This is a genomic window from Streptomyces natalensis ATCC 27448, assembly GCF_000935125.1.
GTDB classification, from domain to species: Bacteria; Actinomycetota; Actinomycetes; order Streptomycetales; family Streptomycetaceae; genus Streptomyces; species Streptomyces natalensis.
Map to the genome: position 1 here is coordinate 702,256 of NZ_JRKI01000034.1, position 14,995 is coordinate 717,250.

15 protein-coding genes and 1 pseudogene are annotated in these 14,995 nt (G+C 71.3%); 6 read left to right on the plus strand and 10 right to left on the minus strand.

Annotated features, from left to right (window positions below; genetic code table 11):
* Positions 1–4 precede the first annotated feature (4 nt).
* From uraH to SNA_RS27805, 4 genes are all read right to left on the minus strand, one after another.
* On the minus strand, positions 5–415 hold the full coding sequence (gene uraH / locus SNA_RS27790; RefSeq protein WP_030073343.1) for a hydroxyisourate hydrolase: 411 nt from the start codon (positions 413–415) through the stop codon (positions 5–7).
* Positions 412–933, minus strand: coding sequence for a 2-oxo-4-hydroxy-4-carboxy-5-ureidoimidazoline decarboxylase (gene uraD, locus SNA_RS27795; protein WP_030073341.1), 522 nt, complete (start codon positions 931–933; stop codon positions 412–414). The genes uraH and uraD overlap by 4 nt, the downstream gene beginning before the upstream one ends.
* 316 nt (positions 934–1,249) lie before the next feature.
* A complete protein-coding gene (locus SNA_RS27800; protein ID WP_030073339.1) occupies positions 1,250–1,648 on the minus strand; it encodes a helix-turn-helix domain-containing protein in 399 nt (132 codons plus the stop codon).
* Complete coding sequence (locus tag SNA_RS27805) at positions 1,645–1,935, minus strand: TroA family protein (RefSeq protein ID WP_078970233.1); 291 nt, start codon at positions 1,933–1,935, stop codon at positions 1,645–1,647. Before SNA_RS27805 ends, SNA_RS27800 begins: the two co-directional genes overlap by 4 nt.
* Before the next feature lie 136 nt (positions 1,936–2,071).
* Between SNA_RS27805 and SNA_RS27810 the strand changes: the two genes are divergently transcribed.
* The 6 genes from SNA_RS27810 (at position 2,072) to SNA_RS27835 (ending at position 7,785) form a co-directional block, all read left to right on the plus strand.
* Positions 2,072–2,911, plus strand: coding sequence for a TIM barrel protein (locus SNA_RS27810; RefSeq protein WP_044367324.1), 840 nt, complete (start codon positions 2,072–2,074; stop codon positions 2,909–2,911).
* A gap of 53 nt (positions 2,912–2,964) precedes the next feature.
* Entirely contained in the window at positions 2,965–3,861 is an 897-nt protein-coding gene (locus SNA_RS27815; RefSeq protein WP_044367163.1) for a 2-hydroxy-3-oxopropionate reductase, read from the plus strand.
* 246 nt (positions 3,862–4,107) lie between these two features.
* Positions 4,108–5,565: a catalase gene (locus SNA_RS27820; protein ID WP_044367165.1), complete on the plus strand. Its 1,458-nt coding sequence runs from the start codon at positions 4,108–4,110 to the stop codon at positions 5,563–5,565.
* 531 nt (positions 5,566–6,096) lie between these two features.
* Positions 6,097–6,858 (plus strand): hypothetical protein, encoded by a 762-nt coding sequence (locus SNA_RS27825; protein ID WP_030064607.1) that lies wholly within the window; start codon positions 6,097–6,099, stop codon positions 6,856–6,858.
* 8 nt (positions 6,859–6,866) lie between these two features.
* A complete protein-coding gene (locus SNA_RS27830; protein ID WP_030064606.1) occupies positions 6,867–7,397 on the plus strand; it encodes a GNAT family N-acetyltransferase in 531 nt (176 codons plus the stop codon).
* 7 nt (positions 7,398–7,404) lie between these two features.
* On the plus strand, positions 7,405–7,785 hold the full coding sequence (locus SNA_RS27835; protein ID WP_030064605.1) for an MmcQ/YjbR family DNA-binding protein: 381 nt from the start codon (positions 7,405–7,407) through the stop codon (positions 7,783–7,785).
* Positions 7,786–7,845: 60 nt separating this feature from the next.
* On the opposite strand, the gene SNA_RS27840 is transcribed toward SNA_RS27835, so the two are convergent.
* The 6 genes and pseudogenes from SNA_RS27840 to SNA_RS27865 all read right to left on the minus strand — a co-directional run bounded on the left by SNA_RS27840 (position 7,846) and on the right by SNA_RS27865 (position 14,837).
* Entirely contained in the window at positions 7,846–8,520 is a 675-nt protein-coding gene (locus tag SNA_RS27840; RefSeq protein ID WP_030064604.1) for a hypothetical protein, read from the minus strand.
* A 349-nt stretch (positions 8,521–8,869) separates the two neighbouring features.
* A complete protein-coding gene (locus tag SNA_RS27845) occupies positions 8,870–10,507 on the minus strand; it encodes an AMP-binding protein (protein ID WP_044367167.1) in 1,638 nt (545 codons plus the stop codon).
* Positions 10,508–10,614: 107 nt separating this feature from the next.
* Positions 10,615–12,156: an AMP-binding protein gene (locus SNA_RS27850; RefSeq protein ID WP_030064602.1), complete on the minus strand. Its 1,542-nt coding sequence runs from the start codon at positions 12,154–12,156 to the stop codon at positions 10,615–10,617.
* A gap of 112 nt (positions 12,157–12,268) precedes the next feature.
* Positions 12,269–12,466, minus strand: a pseudogene (gene dmpI, locus SNA_RS27855) (4-oxalocrotonate tautomerase DmpI); the annotation flags it as partial.
* A 102-nt stretch (positions 12,467–12,568) separates the two neighbouring features.
* On the minus strand, positions 12,569–13,543 hold the full coding sequence (locus tag SNA_RS27860) for a LysR family transcriptional regulator (RefSeq protein WP_030064600.1): 975 nt from the start codon (positions 13,541–13,543) through the stop codon (positions 12,569–12,571).
* A 55-nt stretch (positions 13,544–13,598) separates the two neighbouring features.
* Positions 13,599–14,837 (minus strand): GNAT family N-acetyltransferase, encoded by a 1,239-nt coding sequence (locus SNA_RS27865; RefSeq protein ID WP_044367326.1) that lies wholly within the window; start codon positions 14,835–14,837, stop codon positions 13,599–13,601.
* Between the last annotated feature and the right edge of the window lie 158 nt (positions 14,838–14,995).

The following is a 14,995-nucleotide window of genomic DNA, read 5'->3' on the forward strand; positions in this document are numbered from 1 at the left end:
GGTGCTAGCTCCCTCGGTATACGGAGTAGCCGAACGGGTTGAGCAGCAGCGGTACGTGGTAGTGCTCGCCCGGCTTGACGGCAAAGGTGATTGCCACCTCCGGGAAGAAGGCTCCGCTGTCCCTTACGCGGGGGGCGTCCTGCTGTTCCTCGGCTTGCTGTGGTTGGCCGTGCTCTGTGGCGAAGTAGTCCTCGACCTCGAAGTCGAGGCGTACATGGGTGGTGCCGTCCGGCAGGGGCGGCAGGTCCTTGCAGCGCCCGTCGGCGTCGGTCTTGCCGGCTCCATGGGCGGTCCAGGCACCCTCGCGTCCGGCGCGCACCGAGAGCGTGAGAGCGACGCCCTCGGCGGGCCGGCCCACGCTGGTGTCCAGGATGTGCGTGGACACCGACGTCGGTGCAGCCGTCTCGCTGCTCATGCTGCGTCTCCTTCTGCGCGTTCGGTCAGACGGGTCAGGCGGATCCGGTTGATCTTGCCGAGTTCCCCCCGCACGATCTCCCGTTCCTGTTCCGGCGAGTTGTCGATCCGGTTACGGACCGCATCACGCATCTGCTCACCGGTGCGGCCGGTGGCGCAGATCAGGAAGACATGCCCGAACTTCTCCTGGTAGGCCAGGTTGAGCTCAAGCATCTCCGCCTTGAGGTCGTCGGAGGCACCCGCCATTCCGCTCTGCTCACGGGAGGAGGTCGGATCGCCCGGCTTGGGCCGGCCGATGGGCGCGTGCCCGGCCATCGCCTCGGCCAGATCCCCGGCGGTCAGCTCGGCCATGGCGGCGTCGCTGGCGTCGAGGAGGGCGTCGGTGGTGGCGAAGGGACGCTGGGTGAGGATCTTGCTCCCCCATGCCCGGCTGGCACACACCTCGTGCAGTGCGGACGAGGCCGCATCGTCGTCGGCGTCATTGAGCCGGGAAAGACCTGGGGTCGAACTCGAAGACACGGGAAGCCTCCGTGGCCTGGTGCTGGACAGCTCTGCTTGGCTGGAAACAGCTAAGACCTCCAGCAACATCTCGTCAACACTTTGTTGAAAACTCGGCGACACAAAAGCCGCCGACCGGGTAGCCCGGACGGCGGCTCGGGGGCCTGAAACGGGGCCCGGGAGGGGCCTGCGCCCGGTTCACCTCACTTTGGTGTCCTCAGTGACATTCTCACGTTTCGGACAGGTCGTACTCAATCCGCACGGAGCCTCATCTCGCGTGGCGCCGACCCGCGGGAAATGCGGGACGGCCGGCCCCCACACAGGACCGACCGTCCGGCTACGCGCCTTCTGCCTGCGAGTTCGCGGTCTTGGACGCGTTGTCCCGGTTCAGGTAGTTGTACACGGTGAAACGGCTGACGCCGAGCGCGCCCGCGACCGTCTCCACCCCGTGCCGTACGGAGAAGGCGCCACGCGCCTCCAGGATCCGTACCACCGACTGTTTGGTCTTGCGGTCCAGCTCGGCCAGCGGCATGCCGTGGCGGCGCTGGAGCTCGGCGAGGATGTGGTCGAGCGAATCGGACAGATGCGGCAGGCGTACGGCCACCCGGTCCTGCCCCTCCCAGGCCAGGACGACATCGTCGCCCTGCGCCAGATCCGGCGCGATCATCTCTCCGCCCATCGCGTCCACCAGCGGCTTGACCGCCTGGACGAACGGGTGGTCGGCGGGTTCGGTCACGTCGCATCCCCCTTGTCCGGCTCGGCGTCCTTCGCGTCCGGCCCGGCGTCCGCGATCACATTGACCTGGACGGAGACCCGGGTCGCGCCCGCCTCCAGGGATTCGCGCAGCAGCGCATTGACCGCACCCAGCACCCGGTCGGCGTCACCCTCGGCCGTATTGCCGAACGGACCGACGTCCACCGCGTCCAGCGCGGCGTCGGTGACGATCTCGCGCGCCACCACCGCATGGGGCGGCGCCTCGTCCAGGTCGAACGGCTCCGTCGTGAACTCCACTCTCAATCGCACGCCGCTCAACCTACGCGCGCAGCGCTCCGCCCACCAGAAATTGCCCCGGACCCCCCTTGACAGCATCCGAGCCGGACAGGCAGGGTTCCATCACGCAGAAAAAAAATTCCATCATTCGGAAGGGATGCCGACCCTCATGGGTTTCCCGGACACGCGCTTCAACGTCAATCTGTCGATCCTGTTCACCGAGCTTCCGTTGCTGGAGCGGCCGGCGGCCGCGCGGGCTGCGGGGTTCACGGCGGTGGAGCTGTGGTGGCCGTGGGTGGACGCCCCGGTCCCCGAGCAGGCGGAGCTGGACGCGCTGCGCGACGCCCTGACCGACGCCGGCACCCGCCTGGTGGGCCTGAACTTCTACGCCGGACAGCTGCCCGGCCCGGACCGCGGTGCCCTGTCGGTCCCGGGCGAGGAGTCGGACAAGTTCCGGGCGAACGTCCCCGTCGCGATCGAGTTCGCCAGGTCGCTGGGCTGCACCACGTTCAACGCCCTGTACGGCAACCGCGTCGAGGGCGTCTTGCCAAAGGAGCAGGACCGGCTCGCGCTGGAGAACCTGGCCTTCGCGGCCCGTGCGGTGGCCGAGATCGACGGCACGCTGATCATCGAGGCGCTCAACGCCCCCGAGTCACCGAAGTGCCCGATCGTCTCGGCCCCGAAGGCGATCGAGGTCGTCGACGCGGTGAACGCGGCCACCGGCCTGGACAACGCCCGCTTCCTGATGGACCTGTACCACCTGTCGATGAACGGCGAGGACCTGGACGAGGTCATCGACCGCTACACGGCCAAGACGGCGCACGTCCAGATCGCGGACAACCCCGGCCGCGGCGCCCCCGGCACCGGCGAGCTGGACTTCGACGCCCTGCTCGACCGCCTGAAGAAGGCCGGCTACGACGGCTGGATCGGCCTGGAGTACAAGCCGGGCGACACCCCGAGTGCTTCGTCGTTCGCCTGGCTGCCGGCCCCGCTGCGCGCAGCCCAGTAACCGGGTCCGCCGCTCGCTGTCCCCTGTTTTTGAGTGTGAAAGAGGTTATTTCGATGAGCAATCTGCCCAAGATCGCGTGGATCGGCCTGGGCATCATGGGCTCCCCCATGGCCGAGAACCTGATCAAGGCCGGTTACGCGGTCACCGGCTACACCCTCGAGGCCGACAAACTGGAGCGCCTGGCCAAGAACGGCGGCACGGCGGCCGGTTCGATCGCCGAGGCCGTCGCCGACGCCGACGTCGTCATCACCATGGTCCCCGCCTCCCCGCACGTCGAGGCCATCGCCTACGGCCCCGACGGCATCCTGGACAACGCCAAGGCCGGCGCGCTGCTGATCGACATGTCCTCGATCACCCCGCAGACCTCCATCGACCTGGCCAAGGCCGCGGGCGACAAGGGCATCCGCGTCCTGGACGCCCCCGTCTCCGGCGGCGAGGCCGGCGCCGTCGAAGCCGTCCTGTCGATCATGGCCGGCGGCGAACAGGCCGACTTCGACGCCGCCCGCCCCATCCTGGAGGCCCTGGGCAAGACCATCGTGCTGTGCGGCCCGCACGGCTCCGGCCAGACCGTCAAGGCCGCCAACCAGCTCATCGTCGCCGTCAACATCCAGGCGTGTGCCGAAGCCGTCGTCTTCCTGGAGAAGTCCGGCGTCGACCTCGCCGCCGCCCTCGACGTCCTCAATGGCGGCCTGGCCGGCTCCACCGTCCTGACCCGCAAGAAGGACAACTTCCTCACCCGCGACTTCAAGCCCGGCTTCCGCATCGACCTGCACCACAAGGACATGGGCATCGTCACCGACGCCGCCCGCACCGTCGGCGCCGCCCTGCCCGTCGGCGCGGTCGTCGCCAACCTGGTCGCCTCCCTGCGCGCCCAGGGCGACGGCGGCCTCGACCACTCCGCCCTCCTCCGCGGCGTCGAACGCCTCTCCGGCCACAACATCGAAGGCTGATACCGGCCCGGGGCCTTACTTTCTCAGGCCCCGACCCCAAGTTTCCGGGCGGCGGCCGCGCCGACACCTGTCCTGTCGCGCCCAGGCGCGGCCGTCGCCCGGAACACCCACCCCGAGCCTCCCCCGGCTCCCCGCACCGCGTTTCCATTGGCACAGCATTTCAACAAACTGTTGACGTTTGGTCGGAGCAGTTCTTACGCTCCGACATGCGGAAGCCAATTCCGCGCTCTCGTACGGAAGGTCACCATGTCGAAGCCCACGCTGACGACCGAGTCCGGCGCCCCGGTCGCCGACAACCAGAACTCCGCCACCGCCGGCGTCGGCGGCCCGATCATCCTCCAGGACCAGCACCTGCTGGAGAAGCTCGCGCGGTTCAACCGCGAGCGCATCCCGGAGCGCGTCGTGCACGCCCGGGGCTCCGGCGCGTACGGCTACTTCGAGGTGACCGACGACGTCACGGCCTACACCCGCGCCGACTTCCTGAACACCGTCGGCAAGCGCACCGAGACGTTCCTGCGCTTCTCGACCGTCGCCGACAACCTGGGCGGCCCGGACGCGGCCCGCGACCCGCGCGGCTTCGCCCTGAAGTTCTACACCGAAGAGGGCAACTACGACCTCGTCGGCAACAACACCCCGGTGTTCTTCATCAAGGACCCGATCAAGTTCCCCGACTTCATCCACTCGCAGAAGCGCGACCCCTTCACGGGCAAGCAGGAGGCGGACAACGTCTGGGACTTCTGGGCACACGCCCCCGAGGCCACCCACCAGATCACCTGGCTGATGGGCGACCGCGGCATCCCGGCCTCCTACCGCCACATGAACGGCTACGGCTCGCACACCTACCAGTGGACGAACGCCGAGGGCGAGTCCTTCTTCGTCAAGTACCACTTCAAGACGAACCAGGGCATCCGCTGCCTGAGCAGCGAGCAGGGCGCCGAGCTGGCGGGCAAGGACCCCAACTCGCACCAGACCGACCTGCTCCAGTCCATCGAGCGGGGCGTGTACCCCTCCTGGACGCTGTATGTGCAGATCATGCCGGCGGCCGAGGCGGCGAACTACCGCTTCAACCCGTTCGACCTGACCAAGGTGTGGCCGCACGCCGACTACCCGCTCCAGCGGGTCGGCCGCCTCGTCCTGGACCGCAACCCCGACAACGTCTTCGCCGAGGTCGAGCAGTCCGCCTTCTCGCCGAACAACTTCGTGCCCGGCATCGGCCCGTCCCCGGACAAGATGCTCCAGGGCCGGCTGTTCGCCTACGCCGACGCGCACCGCTACCGCCTGGGCGTCAACCACACCCAGCTGCCGGTGAACGCCCCCAAGGCGACCAAGGCCAACAACTACGGCCGGGACGGCCTCATGGCCACCAACGGCTACGACCGGCACGCCAAGAACTACGAGCCGAACTCCTACGACGGCCCGGCGCAGACCAACGAGGCGCTCTCCGCCCCGCTGGCGATCTCCGGCTACACCGGCACCCACGAGGCCCCGGCGCACACCAAGGACGACGACTTCTTCCAGGCCGGTGAGCTCTACCGCCTGATGTCCGACGACGAGAAGAAGCGTCTGGTGGAGAACATCGCCGGCGGTCTGTCCCAGGTCGGCCGCGACGATGTGATCGAGAAGAACCTCGCCCACTTCCACGCCGCCGACCAGGACTACGGCAAGCGCGTCGAGGCGCGCGTCCGCGAGCTGCGCGAGGACTGACGGGAGGTCAGTTCCTTGCGCAACCGTACCGGCCGGCCCGTTGAGGGGTGGTCGGCCGGTACGGGGAGGCAGTACGGCGCTCCGCGGCGCCGGGGGGACAACCAGTGCGGTGGAAGTGCTCGCCCGATAGGGATGGGCGAGCCGCTCCCCCGCCGCGGAGCCGCCTCCTGCCTCGGGCCCACAGCTCGTCCTGTGGGCCCCCGGCTCCGTCCGGTGGTGCGATGTCCCGTCGCGCCCATCTCTCGTATCACCGGGCGGGAACCACCCACGAGGGGCCCGGAAGCCGTACGGTCACGGTTCCGGGCCCTTCGTGCGCGCCCCGCCGGCCCTCATCATGTGCGCCCCGCCCGCCCCCTTCGTCAGCGCCCCGCCCGTCCCCTTCGTCAGCGCCCCGCCCGCCCTCCCCAAGCGATGATCCTGCGGGCCGCGCGGGGCTCTCGGCTTATTCGGGCCCCCGGCCGCCGGTTTGGGGGGACGATGGTTGCCAGTGGCAGCACCGTCCCGCTGCCGACCGACCTGCCAGGAGCACATATGGCCGACAGCGTGCCGGTGCGGTGCCCTACGTGCCGCCGCGAGAACGCCTTCACCCCGCCCACCTTCCCCTGCGCCTGCGGCGCGCCGCTGACCCTGCCCGTGCTGCGCGGCGGGGTCCCCGTCGAGATACTCCACCGCACCTGGCAGGCCTCGTGGGTGGAGGTGCGCTGCGAGGTGTGCGGACGGCAGGACCAGTGGCCGGCGCCGGAGACCGGCTGCTCCTGCGGCACGGTGGTGCGGATCCCGGTGGTGCCCGCGCCCGCCCCCTCGCCGGCCGATCCTCCCCCAGCCTCCGGCTCGGGGTACCCCCAGCCCGGCGCGCCCGCCGCCCGCCCTCCGGCCGGCCCCGGCCCGCGCCCCGCCGTGCAGCGGCCCGTCTTCCGCCCCGTCACCATCCGTACGGCCCGGGACTGTGTGACCGCCGCCGCGCAGTATCTGAAGTGGCTGGGTTTCACGGATGTCATCCGCACGCAGGAGCGCACCGCCTCGGGCGTGGATCTGCGGGGCGGCGGGGTGGTGGCCCAGATCGATCCGACGACCCGGTCCACCCGGCTGCGCGATATCGAATGCCTGTGGCTCAACGGCCTGACCGATGCGGCCCTCCCGGTGTTCTTCTCGCTGGCCGGCTACGCCCGCGACGCCCGTGCCCGCGCCGATGATCTCCACCTGCCGCTGTTCGTGATGGACCTCACCGGCACCCCGCAGCCCGTCAACGACCCCGCCGACGAGTTGATCAAGTACGGGGCGACGGGACGGTGAGCGGCGCGGTGAGGATCCGCATCCCGGCCGCGTCCGAACTGGCCGCGCTGCAAGAGATCGAACGGGCCGCGGGCGAAGCCTTCCGCGCGCTCGGCATGGCGCCGGTCGCCGACGACGATCCGCCGGGCGTCGGCGAACTGCTCCGCTACCGGGCGGCGGGGCGGCTGCTGGCCGCGTACGGGGAATCCGGGCCGGGCGGGCCGCCGGTCGGCTATCTGTTCTGGGAGCCGGTCGACGGCTGTGTCCACATCGAGCAGGTGTCCGTCCATCCGGACCATGCCCGGCGGGGTATCGGGCGGGCCCTGATCGACCGGGCCGAGGGCGAGGGGCGGGGTGCGGCGGCGCTGACCCTGACGACGTTCGCCGAGGTGCCGTGGAACGCCCCCTACTACATGCGGCTCGGGTTCCGGGTGCTCGCCGACGGCGAACTCACCCCAGGGCTCCGGGAGATCCGCGCCGAGGAGGCGCGACGGGGGCTGGACCGCTGGCCGCGGGTGGGGATGCGGCGGCCGCGCACCGCCGGGGCGGACGGGCGATAATGCGGAGATGATCGACGCGAGGACGCTGCGGACCCTCTGTCTGGGCTTCAACGGCGCCACCGAGGAATTCCCGTTCCCCCGGCACCCGGACGTGTCGACGTTCAAGGTCGGCGGCAAGATCTTCGCGCTGACGACGCTGGCGGCCAGCCCGCTCACGGTGAGCCTCAAGTGCGACCCGGAGCTGGCCGAGCGGCTGCGTGCGGAGCATCCCGAGGTGGTGCCGGGCTACCACCTCAACAAGCGGCACTGGAACACCGTTTCGCTGGTCGGCGGCCTCCCCGACCGGCTGGTCCGCGACATGATCGAGGACTCCTACGACCTGATCGTGGCCTCCCTGCCGCGCGCCCAGCAGCTGCTTCTGGACTGGCCGGGGGTACGCGAGCAGTGAGGGCCCCTCGGCGCACCGCGCGGTGCGCCGAGGGGCCCACGGTGCCGGGCGGTAACCGCCTTACAGCACGCCGCCCCGCGCGGTGGCGGGGGCGAGGGTGTTGAGCGTGCCGTCCACGCTGCCGTTGCCGGCGTACTCGGCGGTGTAGCCGCCCAGCAGCGTCGTGGCGGGGTTCACCGAATGCTCCGCGTCACACGCGGCCCGGCCGGCGGTGTTCGTTCTGGCCACGCACAGCACGTTGCCGGCGCCGTCCTTGAACGTGATGGTGGCGTTCCAGATGGCGTCCTGGGGGCCGTTGTCACGGTCCCGGACCAGGGTGGCGTTCAGATGGCCGAGCCGGGCCTTGAGCGGCGAGAGGTGGGTGAGTCCCGCGCGGCCCGCGGTCAGCTTGGTGCCCATTTCGGGCACCTTACGGGCCGGGCCGCACAGACCGCGTGTCCAGTCGAAGTAGGCACCCGGGGCGCAGTTCACATGCTCCCGCGAGACCGCCCGGCCGCTGGTGGACGGGTGGCAGCGGTAGAAGGCAGCGGCGTCGTCGGCGTCGATCGCCAGCCGGTCGCCGGGCCGGTGGGGGTCGGCCTGGTGGCCGGGACCGCTCGGGCAGCCCGCGGTGTAGACCTCGGTGTTGTAACCGCCGTACTGATCGGGACCGACGGCGGAGGCGGGGGCCGCGAAGGCTCCCAGGGAAGCAACCACGGCAGCCGCTGCGGTCGCCCAACGAGCAATACGCGTCATGGAGTTCCGTTCTCTTCGTGGGGGCGGGGAAAGGGGGCAGCGATGGCGCGATACGGCCTGGCCCTTGGCCTGAATCCTGTCATGATCGCGCCGTCCGCACCCTATGGGGGTACGCGCCGCACCCGTGCCCTGTACGAACGAAACAAGCCAGTGAGTCGTCCGACGAAACAAGCCGGTCGGGCCGTCTAGGGCGCTTCTGACGGATCTCCGTGGAGGAAGGAGCGGCGCCTGGTGCGTGCGATCGCAAGGCGCCGGGATGTCTTCATAGCGGAGCTATGGGGACATTTCGGCAACGCCGCGAGCGTGCGTGCCAGGCGCCGCGACGCCGCGGAGATCCGTCAGAAGCGCCCTAGCGCACCGCCCCCGGCCCCTTCGCCAGCCGTTCGCGCAGCTCCACCTTGCGGACCTTGCCGCTGACCGTCATCGGGAACTCCTCGACGATCTCCAGATAGCGCGGCACCTTGTAGTGCGCGAGGCGGGAGCGGCAGTAGCGGGCCAACTCGTCGCGGGTGAGGGGGTTTTCGGGGTCGCGCAGGATGACGCAGGCGGCGATCTCCTCGCCGTACTTCTCGTCGGGTACGCCGACGACCTGGACGTCGGCGATCTTGGGGTGGGAGTAGAGGAACTCCTCGATCTCCCGCGGGTACACGTTCTCCCCACCGCGGATGATCATGTCCTTGATGCGGCCGACGATCCGTACGTACCCGTCGTCGTTCATCACCGCGAGGTCGCCCGTGTGCATCCAGCGGGCGGCGTCGATGACCTCGGCGGTGCGCTCGGGCTCCTCCCAGTAGCCGAGCATCACGCTGTAGCCGCGGGTGCACAGTTCGCCGGGCGTGCCGCGCGGCACGGTCACCCCGTTCGCCGGGTCGACGACCTTGACCTCGATGTGCGGCAGCACCCGGCCGACCGTCGCGGTGCGGTGTTCCAGGTCGTCGTCCCGGCGGGTCTGGGTGGAGACCGGCGAGGTCTCGGTCATGCCGTAACAGATGGACACCTCGGCCATGTGCATCTCGGCGACCACCCGCTTCATCACCTCCTCGGGGCACGGCGAGCCGGCCATGATGCCCGTACGGAGCGAGGAGAGGTCGTAGGCGGCGAAGTCGGGGTGGTTCAGCTCGGCGATGAACATGGTCGGCACGCCGTAGAGGGAGGTGCAGCGCTCGTCCTGCACCGCCCGCAGGGTGGCGGCGGCGTCGAAGGACGGGCCGGGGATGACGATGCAGGCGCCGTGCGAGGTGGCGCCCAGGTTGCCCATCACCATGCCGAAGCAGTGGTAGAAGGGCACCGGAAGACAGACCCGGTCGTGTTCGGTGTAGCCGATCGTCTCGCCCACCCAGTAGCCGTTGTTGAGGATGTTGTGGTGGGAGAGGGTGGCGCCCTTGGGGAAGCCGGTGGTGCCGGAGGTGTACTGGATGTTGACGGGGTCGTCCGCGGTCAGCGCCTTCTCGCAGGCGGCGAGCCGGGCGGCCGGGACGGTGGCGCCGGCGGCCAGCAGCCCGCCCCAGGAGGCCGCATCGCCGATGTAGACCACCTCGCGCAGCGCCGGGCTCTCGCCCCGCACCTGTTCGACCATCCGGCGGTAGTCGCTGGTCTTGTGCTGCACGGCGGAGACCAGCACGCCGATCCCGGCCTGGCGCAGCACATACGCCAACTCGTGTACCCGGTATGCCGGGTTGACGTTGACGAGGATGGCGCCGATCCGGGCCGTCGCGTACTGGACGAGCACCCACTCGGCGCAGTTGGGCGACCAGATACCGACCCGGTCGCCCTTGCCGACCCCCTTGGCGAGCAGCCCGAGCGCCACCTCGTCGACCGCGCGGCCCAGCTCCCGGTACGTCCAGCGGCGGCCCGTCGCCGCCTCGACCAGCGCCTCGCGGGCGCCGAAGCGGTCGATGCTGCGGGCCAGATCGGATCCGATGGTGTGCCCCAGCAGCGGCCGCCCGGCCGCTCCGCTGGTGTACGACAGCTCCTGCTCACCGCTCATCGGTGGCTCTCCTCGCGGTAGTCGGCCTGGGCGGTTCGGCGAACCAGGGGGCCGATCCTTCCACGGACGACCGGCCCGCGCCGTGCACCTGGTCGGCGCCGCAGCCCTCAGTTGACGCCGCGGTCGCGGCCGGACCAGTACGGCCGGCGGAGCTTGAACTTCTGGATCTTGCCGGTGGCCGTGCGGGGGATGGCGTCGCGGAACTCCACCGAGGTGGGGGCCTTGTAGCCGGCCATGCGCTGCTTGCAGTGCGCGATGATGCCGGACTCGTCGGCGGTCGCTCCCTCGGCGAGGACGACCAGGGCCTTGATCGTCTCGCCCCACTTCTCGTGCGGTACGCCGATGACGGCGACCTCGGCGACCGCGGGGTGGCTGAAGATGGTGTCCTCCACCTCGATGGACGAGACGTTCTCGCCGCCGGTGATGATGACGTCCTTCTTCCGGTCGGAGATGGTCAGATGGCCGTCGGCGGGGTCGAGGGTGCCGCCGTCGCCGGTGTGGAACCAGCCGTCCTCCAGGACGTCCGCGGTCTCCTCGGGCTTGTCCCAGTACCCGCCCAGCACGGTGTTGGAGCGGGCCAGGACCTCGCCGGAGTCGGACACCCTCAGCTGGACGCCGAGCGCGGGCAGGCCCGCACGGGAGAGCTTGCGGGCCCGCTCCTCGGCGGGGAGGTGCAGGTCGGCGGGCCGGGTGCGGTTGAAGGTGAGCATCGGCGAGGTCTCCGTCAGACCGTAGAGCTGGGTGAACTCCCAGCCCAGCTCCTCCTCCACGCGCTGGATCGTCTTGGTCGGCGGCGGGGCGCCCGCGCAGACGATCCGCACCCGGTCGCGGCCGGGGATCTCGCCCTCCCAGGTCGCCGCCGCATCGAGCACCATGTTCCACACGGCCGGGGCGCCGCACATGAGGGTGACGCCGTGCTCCTCGACCCGTCGCAGGATCTCCGCGCCGTCGACCTTGCGCAGCACCACCTGCTTGACGCCCAGACCGGCCATCACATACGGCATTCCCCAGCCGTTGCAGTGGAACATCGGCAGGGTGTGCAGATAGACGTCGCGCTCCCAGACGCGGGTGTGCAGGCCGAAGGTCAGGCCGTTGACCCAGATGTTGCGGTGGGTCAGCTGCACGCCCTTGGGGCGGGCGGTGGTGCCCGACGTGTAGTTGATCGTCGCGGTGGCGTCCTCGTCCGGGTGCGACCACGGGCGGGGCGCGGTGCCGAAGCGCATCAGCTCGGTGTCGGTCTGCTCGCCGAGGACGAAGCGGTGGCGCACGGTGACGCCGGACAGTGCGTCGTCCAGCTCCGGGTCGACGAGGAGGACCGAGGATCCGCTCTGCCGGACCACGTAGTCGACTTCGTCGGGCTTGAGGCGGAAGTTCACCGGGACGCAGATGCGGCCGCTCATCGGCACCGCGAACAGCAGCTCCAGCAGCCGTGCGGAGTTGTGCGAGGCGACCGCCACCCGCTCGCCCTCACCGACGCCGAGGGCATCAAGCCCCGCCTGCCAGGCCCGGACGCGTTCGGCGAACCGCCCGTAGGTCGACTCGGGCACCGGCGGGGCGGGCTGGTGCGGCTCGTCGACCACGGCCGGGCCGTCGCCGAACCCCAGCTCGGCCCGGTCGAGGAAATCCGCGATGGTCATCGGTGTCCGCATGCTGCGCTCTCCTTGATCCGGAACAACTCGTCTTCAGGGGAGTTTGGCGGTTGCGGTGACTGGTCGGGGCGCGAAGCGCCGGATTGCGCGCCCGGATCGCGCGCGCCCCGCGCTACTTGTCGGCGGTCAGCGTGCCCGCCGCGCCCCAGCTGTCGGTTGGCACCTCGTGGATCCACACCTGCACGCTCTCGGCGGGAATCCGGTACGCGTCCACGAACGCGTCGGTGATCTGCTTGACCAGCTCCCGCTTGAGCTCGACGCTGCGCGGGCCCTGCTGGACGGTGACGACGGGCATGACTGAACTCCTCTGTCTGCGGCGGCCGTCCGGGCGTGTTCCGGGCGGCTCACCGGCGTGGGATCAGTCCATCGCGTACGGGGCGCGGGACCAAGAAGCGATCCGTGCACGCAGCGATCACCGATCGAGATCGGTGGCCGCCGCGCAGGCGCGCAGCAGCAGCTCGACGCCGGGCCGGGGGTACCCCCGGCCGGAAGCTGGGGAAGGGTCGGTGCGGTGGACGGCGAGGTAGGTGGTCAGTTCCATGCCCGGGTTGCGGAAGGGGAGATAGGCGACCCTGGGGGTGCTCAGCCGTTCGGCGTGGGCGGCGTAGACGACGGTCCACAGGGCGTCGGCCGGGCCGCAGGCGCCGATGGCGGCCAGGGTGTTGTCCAGGGTGCCGGGGCGGGGGCCGGGTACGGGGGTGAAACCGGCGTCGTGGCAGGCGGCCAGGACCAGGTCGACCAGGGGGCGGTTGGTACGGCGTTCGGTCAGGATCAGGGGGACCTCGGCCAGGTCGGCCAGCGCGATGGTGCCGGGCGAGGCGGCGAGGGCGTGGCGGGCCGGGACGGCGGCCACCAGGGGGTCCTGCCACAGCGGGACGAAGCTGAGGGCCTCGCGTCCGTCCCCGCGCGTCGTACGGGCGTGGGCGGGGCCGCCGTCGTCCGCGTCGCCCCGGACGAACGCCGCGTCCAGCTCGCCGGCCGCGACCTGCTCCAGGCGTTCGGGGGCCGGGGCGGCGACCAGTTCCACGCCGGTCCCGGGCGCGAGCTGGGCCAGGGCTTCCAGCATCCGGTCCAGGTGGGCGCCCATGCCGGTGCTGGTCCCGACCCGCAGCACGCCCGCGCGGGTGGCGGCCAGGTCGGCGACGACCGCACGGGCGCGTTCCTCGGCGGCGAGCAGCGCTTGTGCCTCGGGCAGGAACCGCTCGCCCAGCGGCGTCAGCCGCACCTGGCGCGCGGACCGGTCGAACAGTTCGGCCTTCAACTCCCGTTCCAGTCGCCGCACTTGCTGACTCACCGCGGACTGCACGATGTGCAGCCGCTCCGCCGCCCGCCCGAAGTGCAGCTCCTGCGCGACCATGACGAAATACCGCACCTGCCGGAGCTCCATGCGCTCCCCCGTTCCCGCGGCCTCTGCCGCGTCAACATCATCCACCCCACCAACCTCAGTAGTCCTCCCCCGTGAACGGCAGCCACTCCGTCTCCAGCGCCGCGTCCAGGCGGCGGGCGGCGCCCGGGGTGTGCGCGGTGGCCAGGCCGTCGCGTACGAGGGGGCTCAGGCGGGCGCCGCCCAGGTAGCAGGCGGCCAGGTCGCGGGCGTCCAGGGTGAGGTCGGGGGCGGCGGTGGTGGGGGTGCAGGCAGCGCCGTCGGGGCCGGCGGTCAGGCGGAACCGCCGTGCGTGGGTGGGGAGCCGGTCGTCGCGGACATCGAGGACGAGGTCGACGGGGGCCGCCCAGGAGCGGGCGGTGAGAGCGGCGGGGAGGTCGGTCAGCCGCAGCCAGAGGCTGGGAACGGTGCCGGTGACGCGTACCTGGTCGCGGTCGGCGGCCAGTTGGAGGAGCGGGTCGTCGGCCGGGCGGGCGCCGGCCCGTACGGTGCCCGTCAGGTCGATGGAGGCGAGGTAGGACCACAGCGCGGCGGCGGCCGGTGCGCCGTCCGCCTCCAGTTCGCGGACCTGGACCGCACCGGGCGCGCCGCCGCCTTCCTCGCCGCCGCGGGTGCGGTAGACGGCGTAGCCGCCGGGGGTCTCGCCGGGGGCGCCGAGCACCACGACCCGGGTGGGGCCGAACTCGTCGGCGCCGGCGTCGGCGGTCTCCAGCCGCAGCGTCTCGAAGCGCCATCGGCGTTCGGTGCGGCGGAAGCGTCCGGCGCGGCGCGTGCGGCTCTCCTCGTAGAGCGGGGTGAGCAGGGCGGGCGCCGCGGCCGGGTCGATCAGCCGCAGGGGGCGGGGGTCGGGGGCGATGCGCAGGTCCAGCGGCCGGGTGGCGTCGATCTCGATGCGGTCGGTCTCGGTGGCGGGCGCGAAGCCGTAGCGGCCGTAGATCGCGCTCTGCGACGCCCAGAGGGCGGCCAGTGGCATTCCGGCGGCGGCGCAGCGGGGCCACAGGGCGTCCAGCATCGCGGTCAGCAGGCCGCGGCGCCGGTGGGTGGGGGCGACCGAGACGAAGTCCAGTGCGGCGCAGGGGAGTTCGCCGCCGGGGACGGACAGCTCGTGGTGGTGCGCGGCGGCCAGGCCGACCAGTCTGCCGTCCTCGTACGCGCCGACGCGGATGCAGCTCGCGAGCAGCTCGCGGTGGTAGTAGCGGGTCGGGGCCGCGGGGGCGAGGTGGTGGACGAGGTGGATCAGGTCGAGGGCCTGGTCGAGATGGTCCTCGGGGATGTCCCGGATGGCGGTCGTCGTAATCACCGGGGGACGCTAACGCGGGCCTACCGGGGTCGCATCCCCATTTTCCGGGGCCGGTTCCGGGGCCGGTTCCGGGCCGGTCCGGGCCGTCATCGGGAGCCTGCCCGGAAACCTGTCCGGGCGCGGCATCCCCCACGGATGCCGCGCCCGCTTACGGG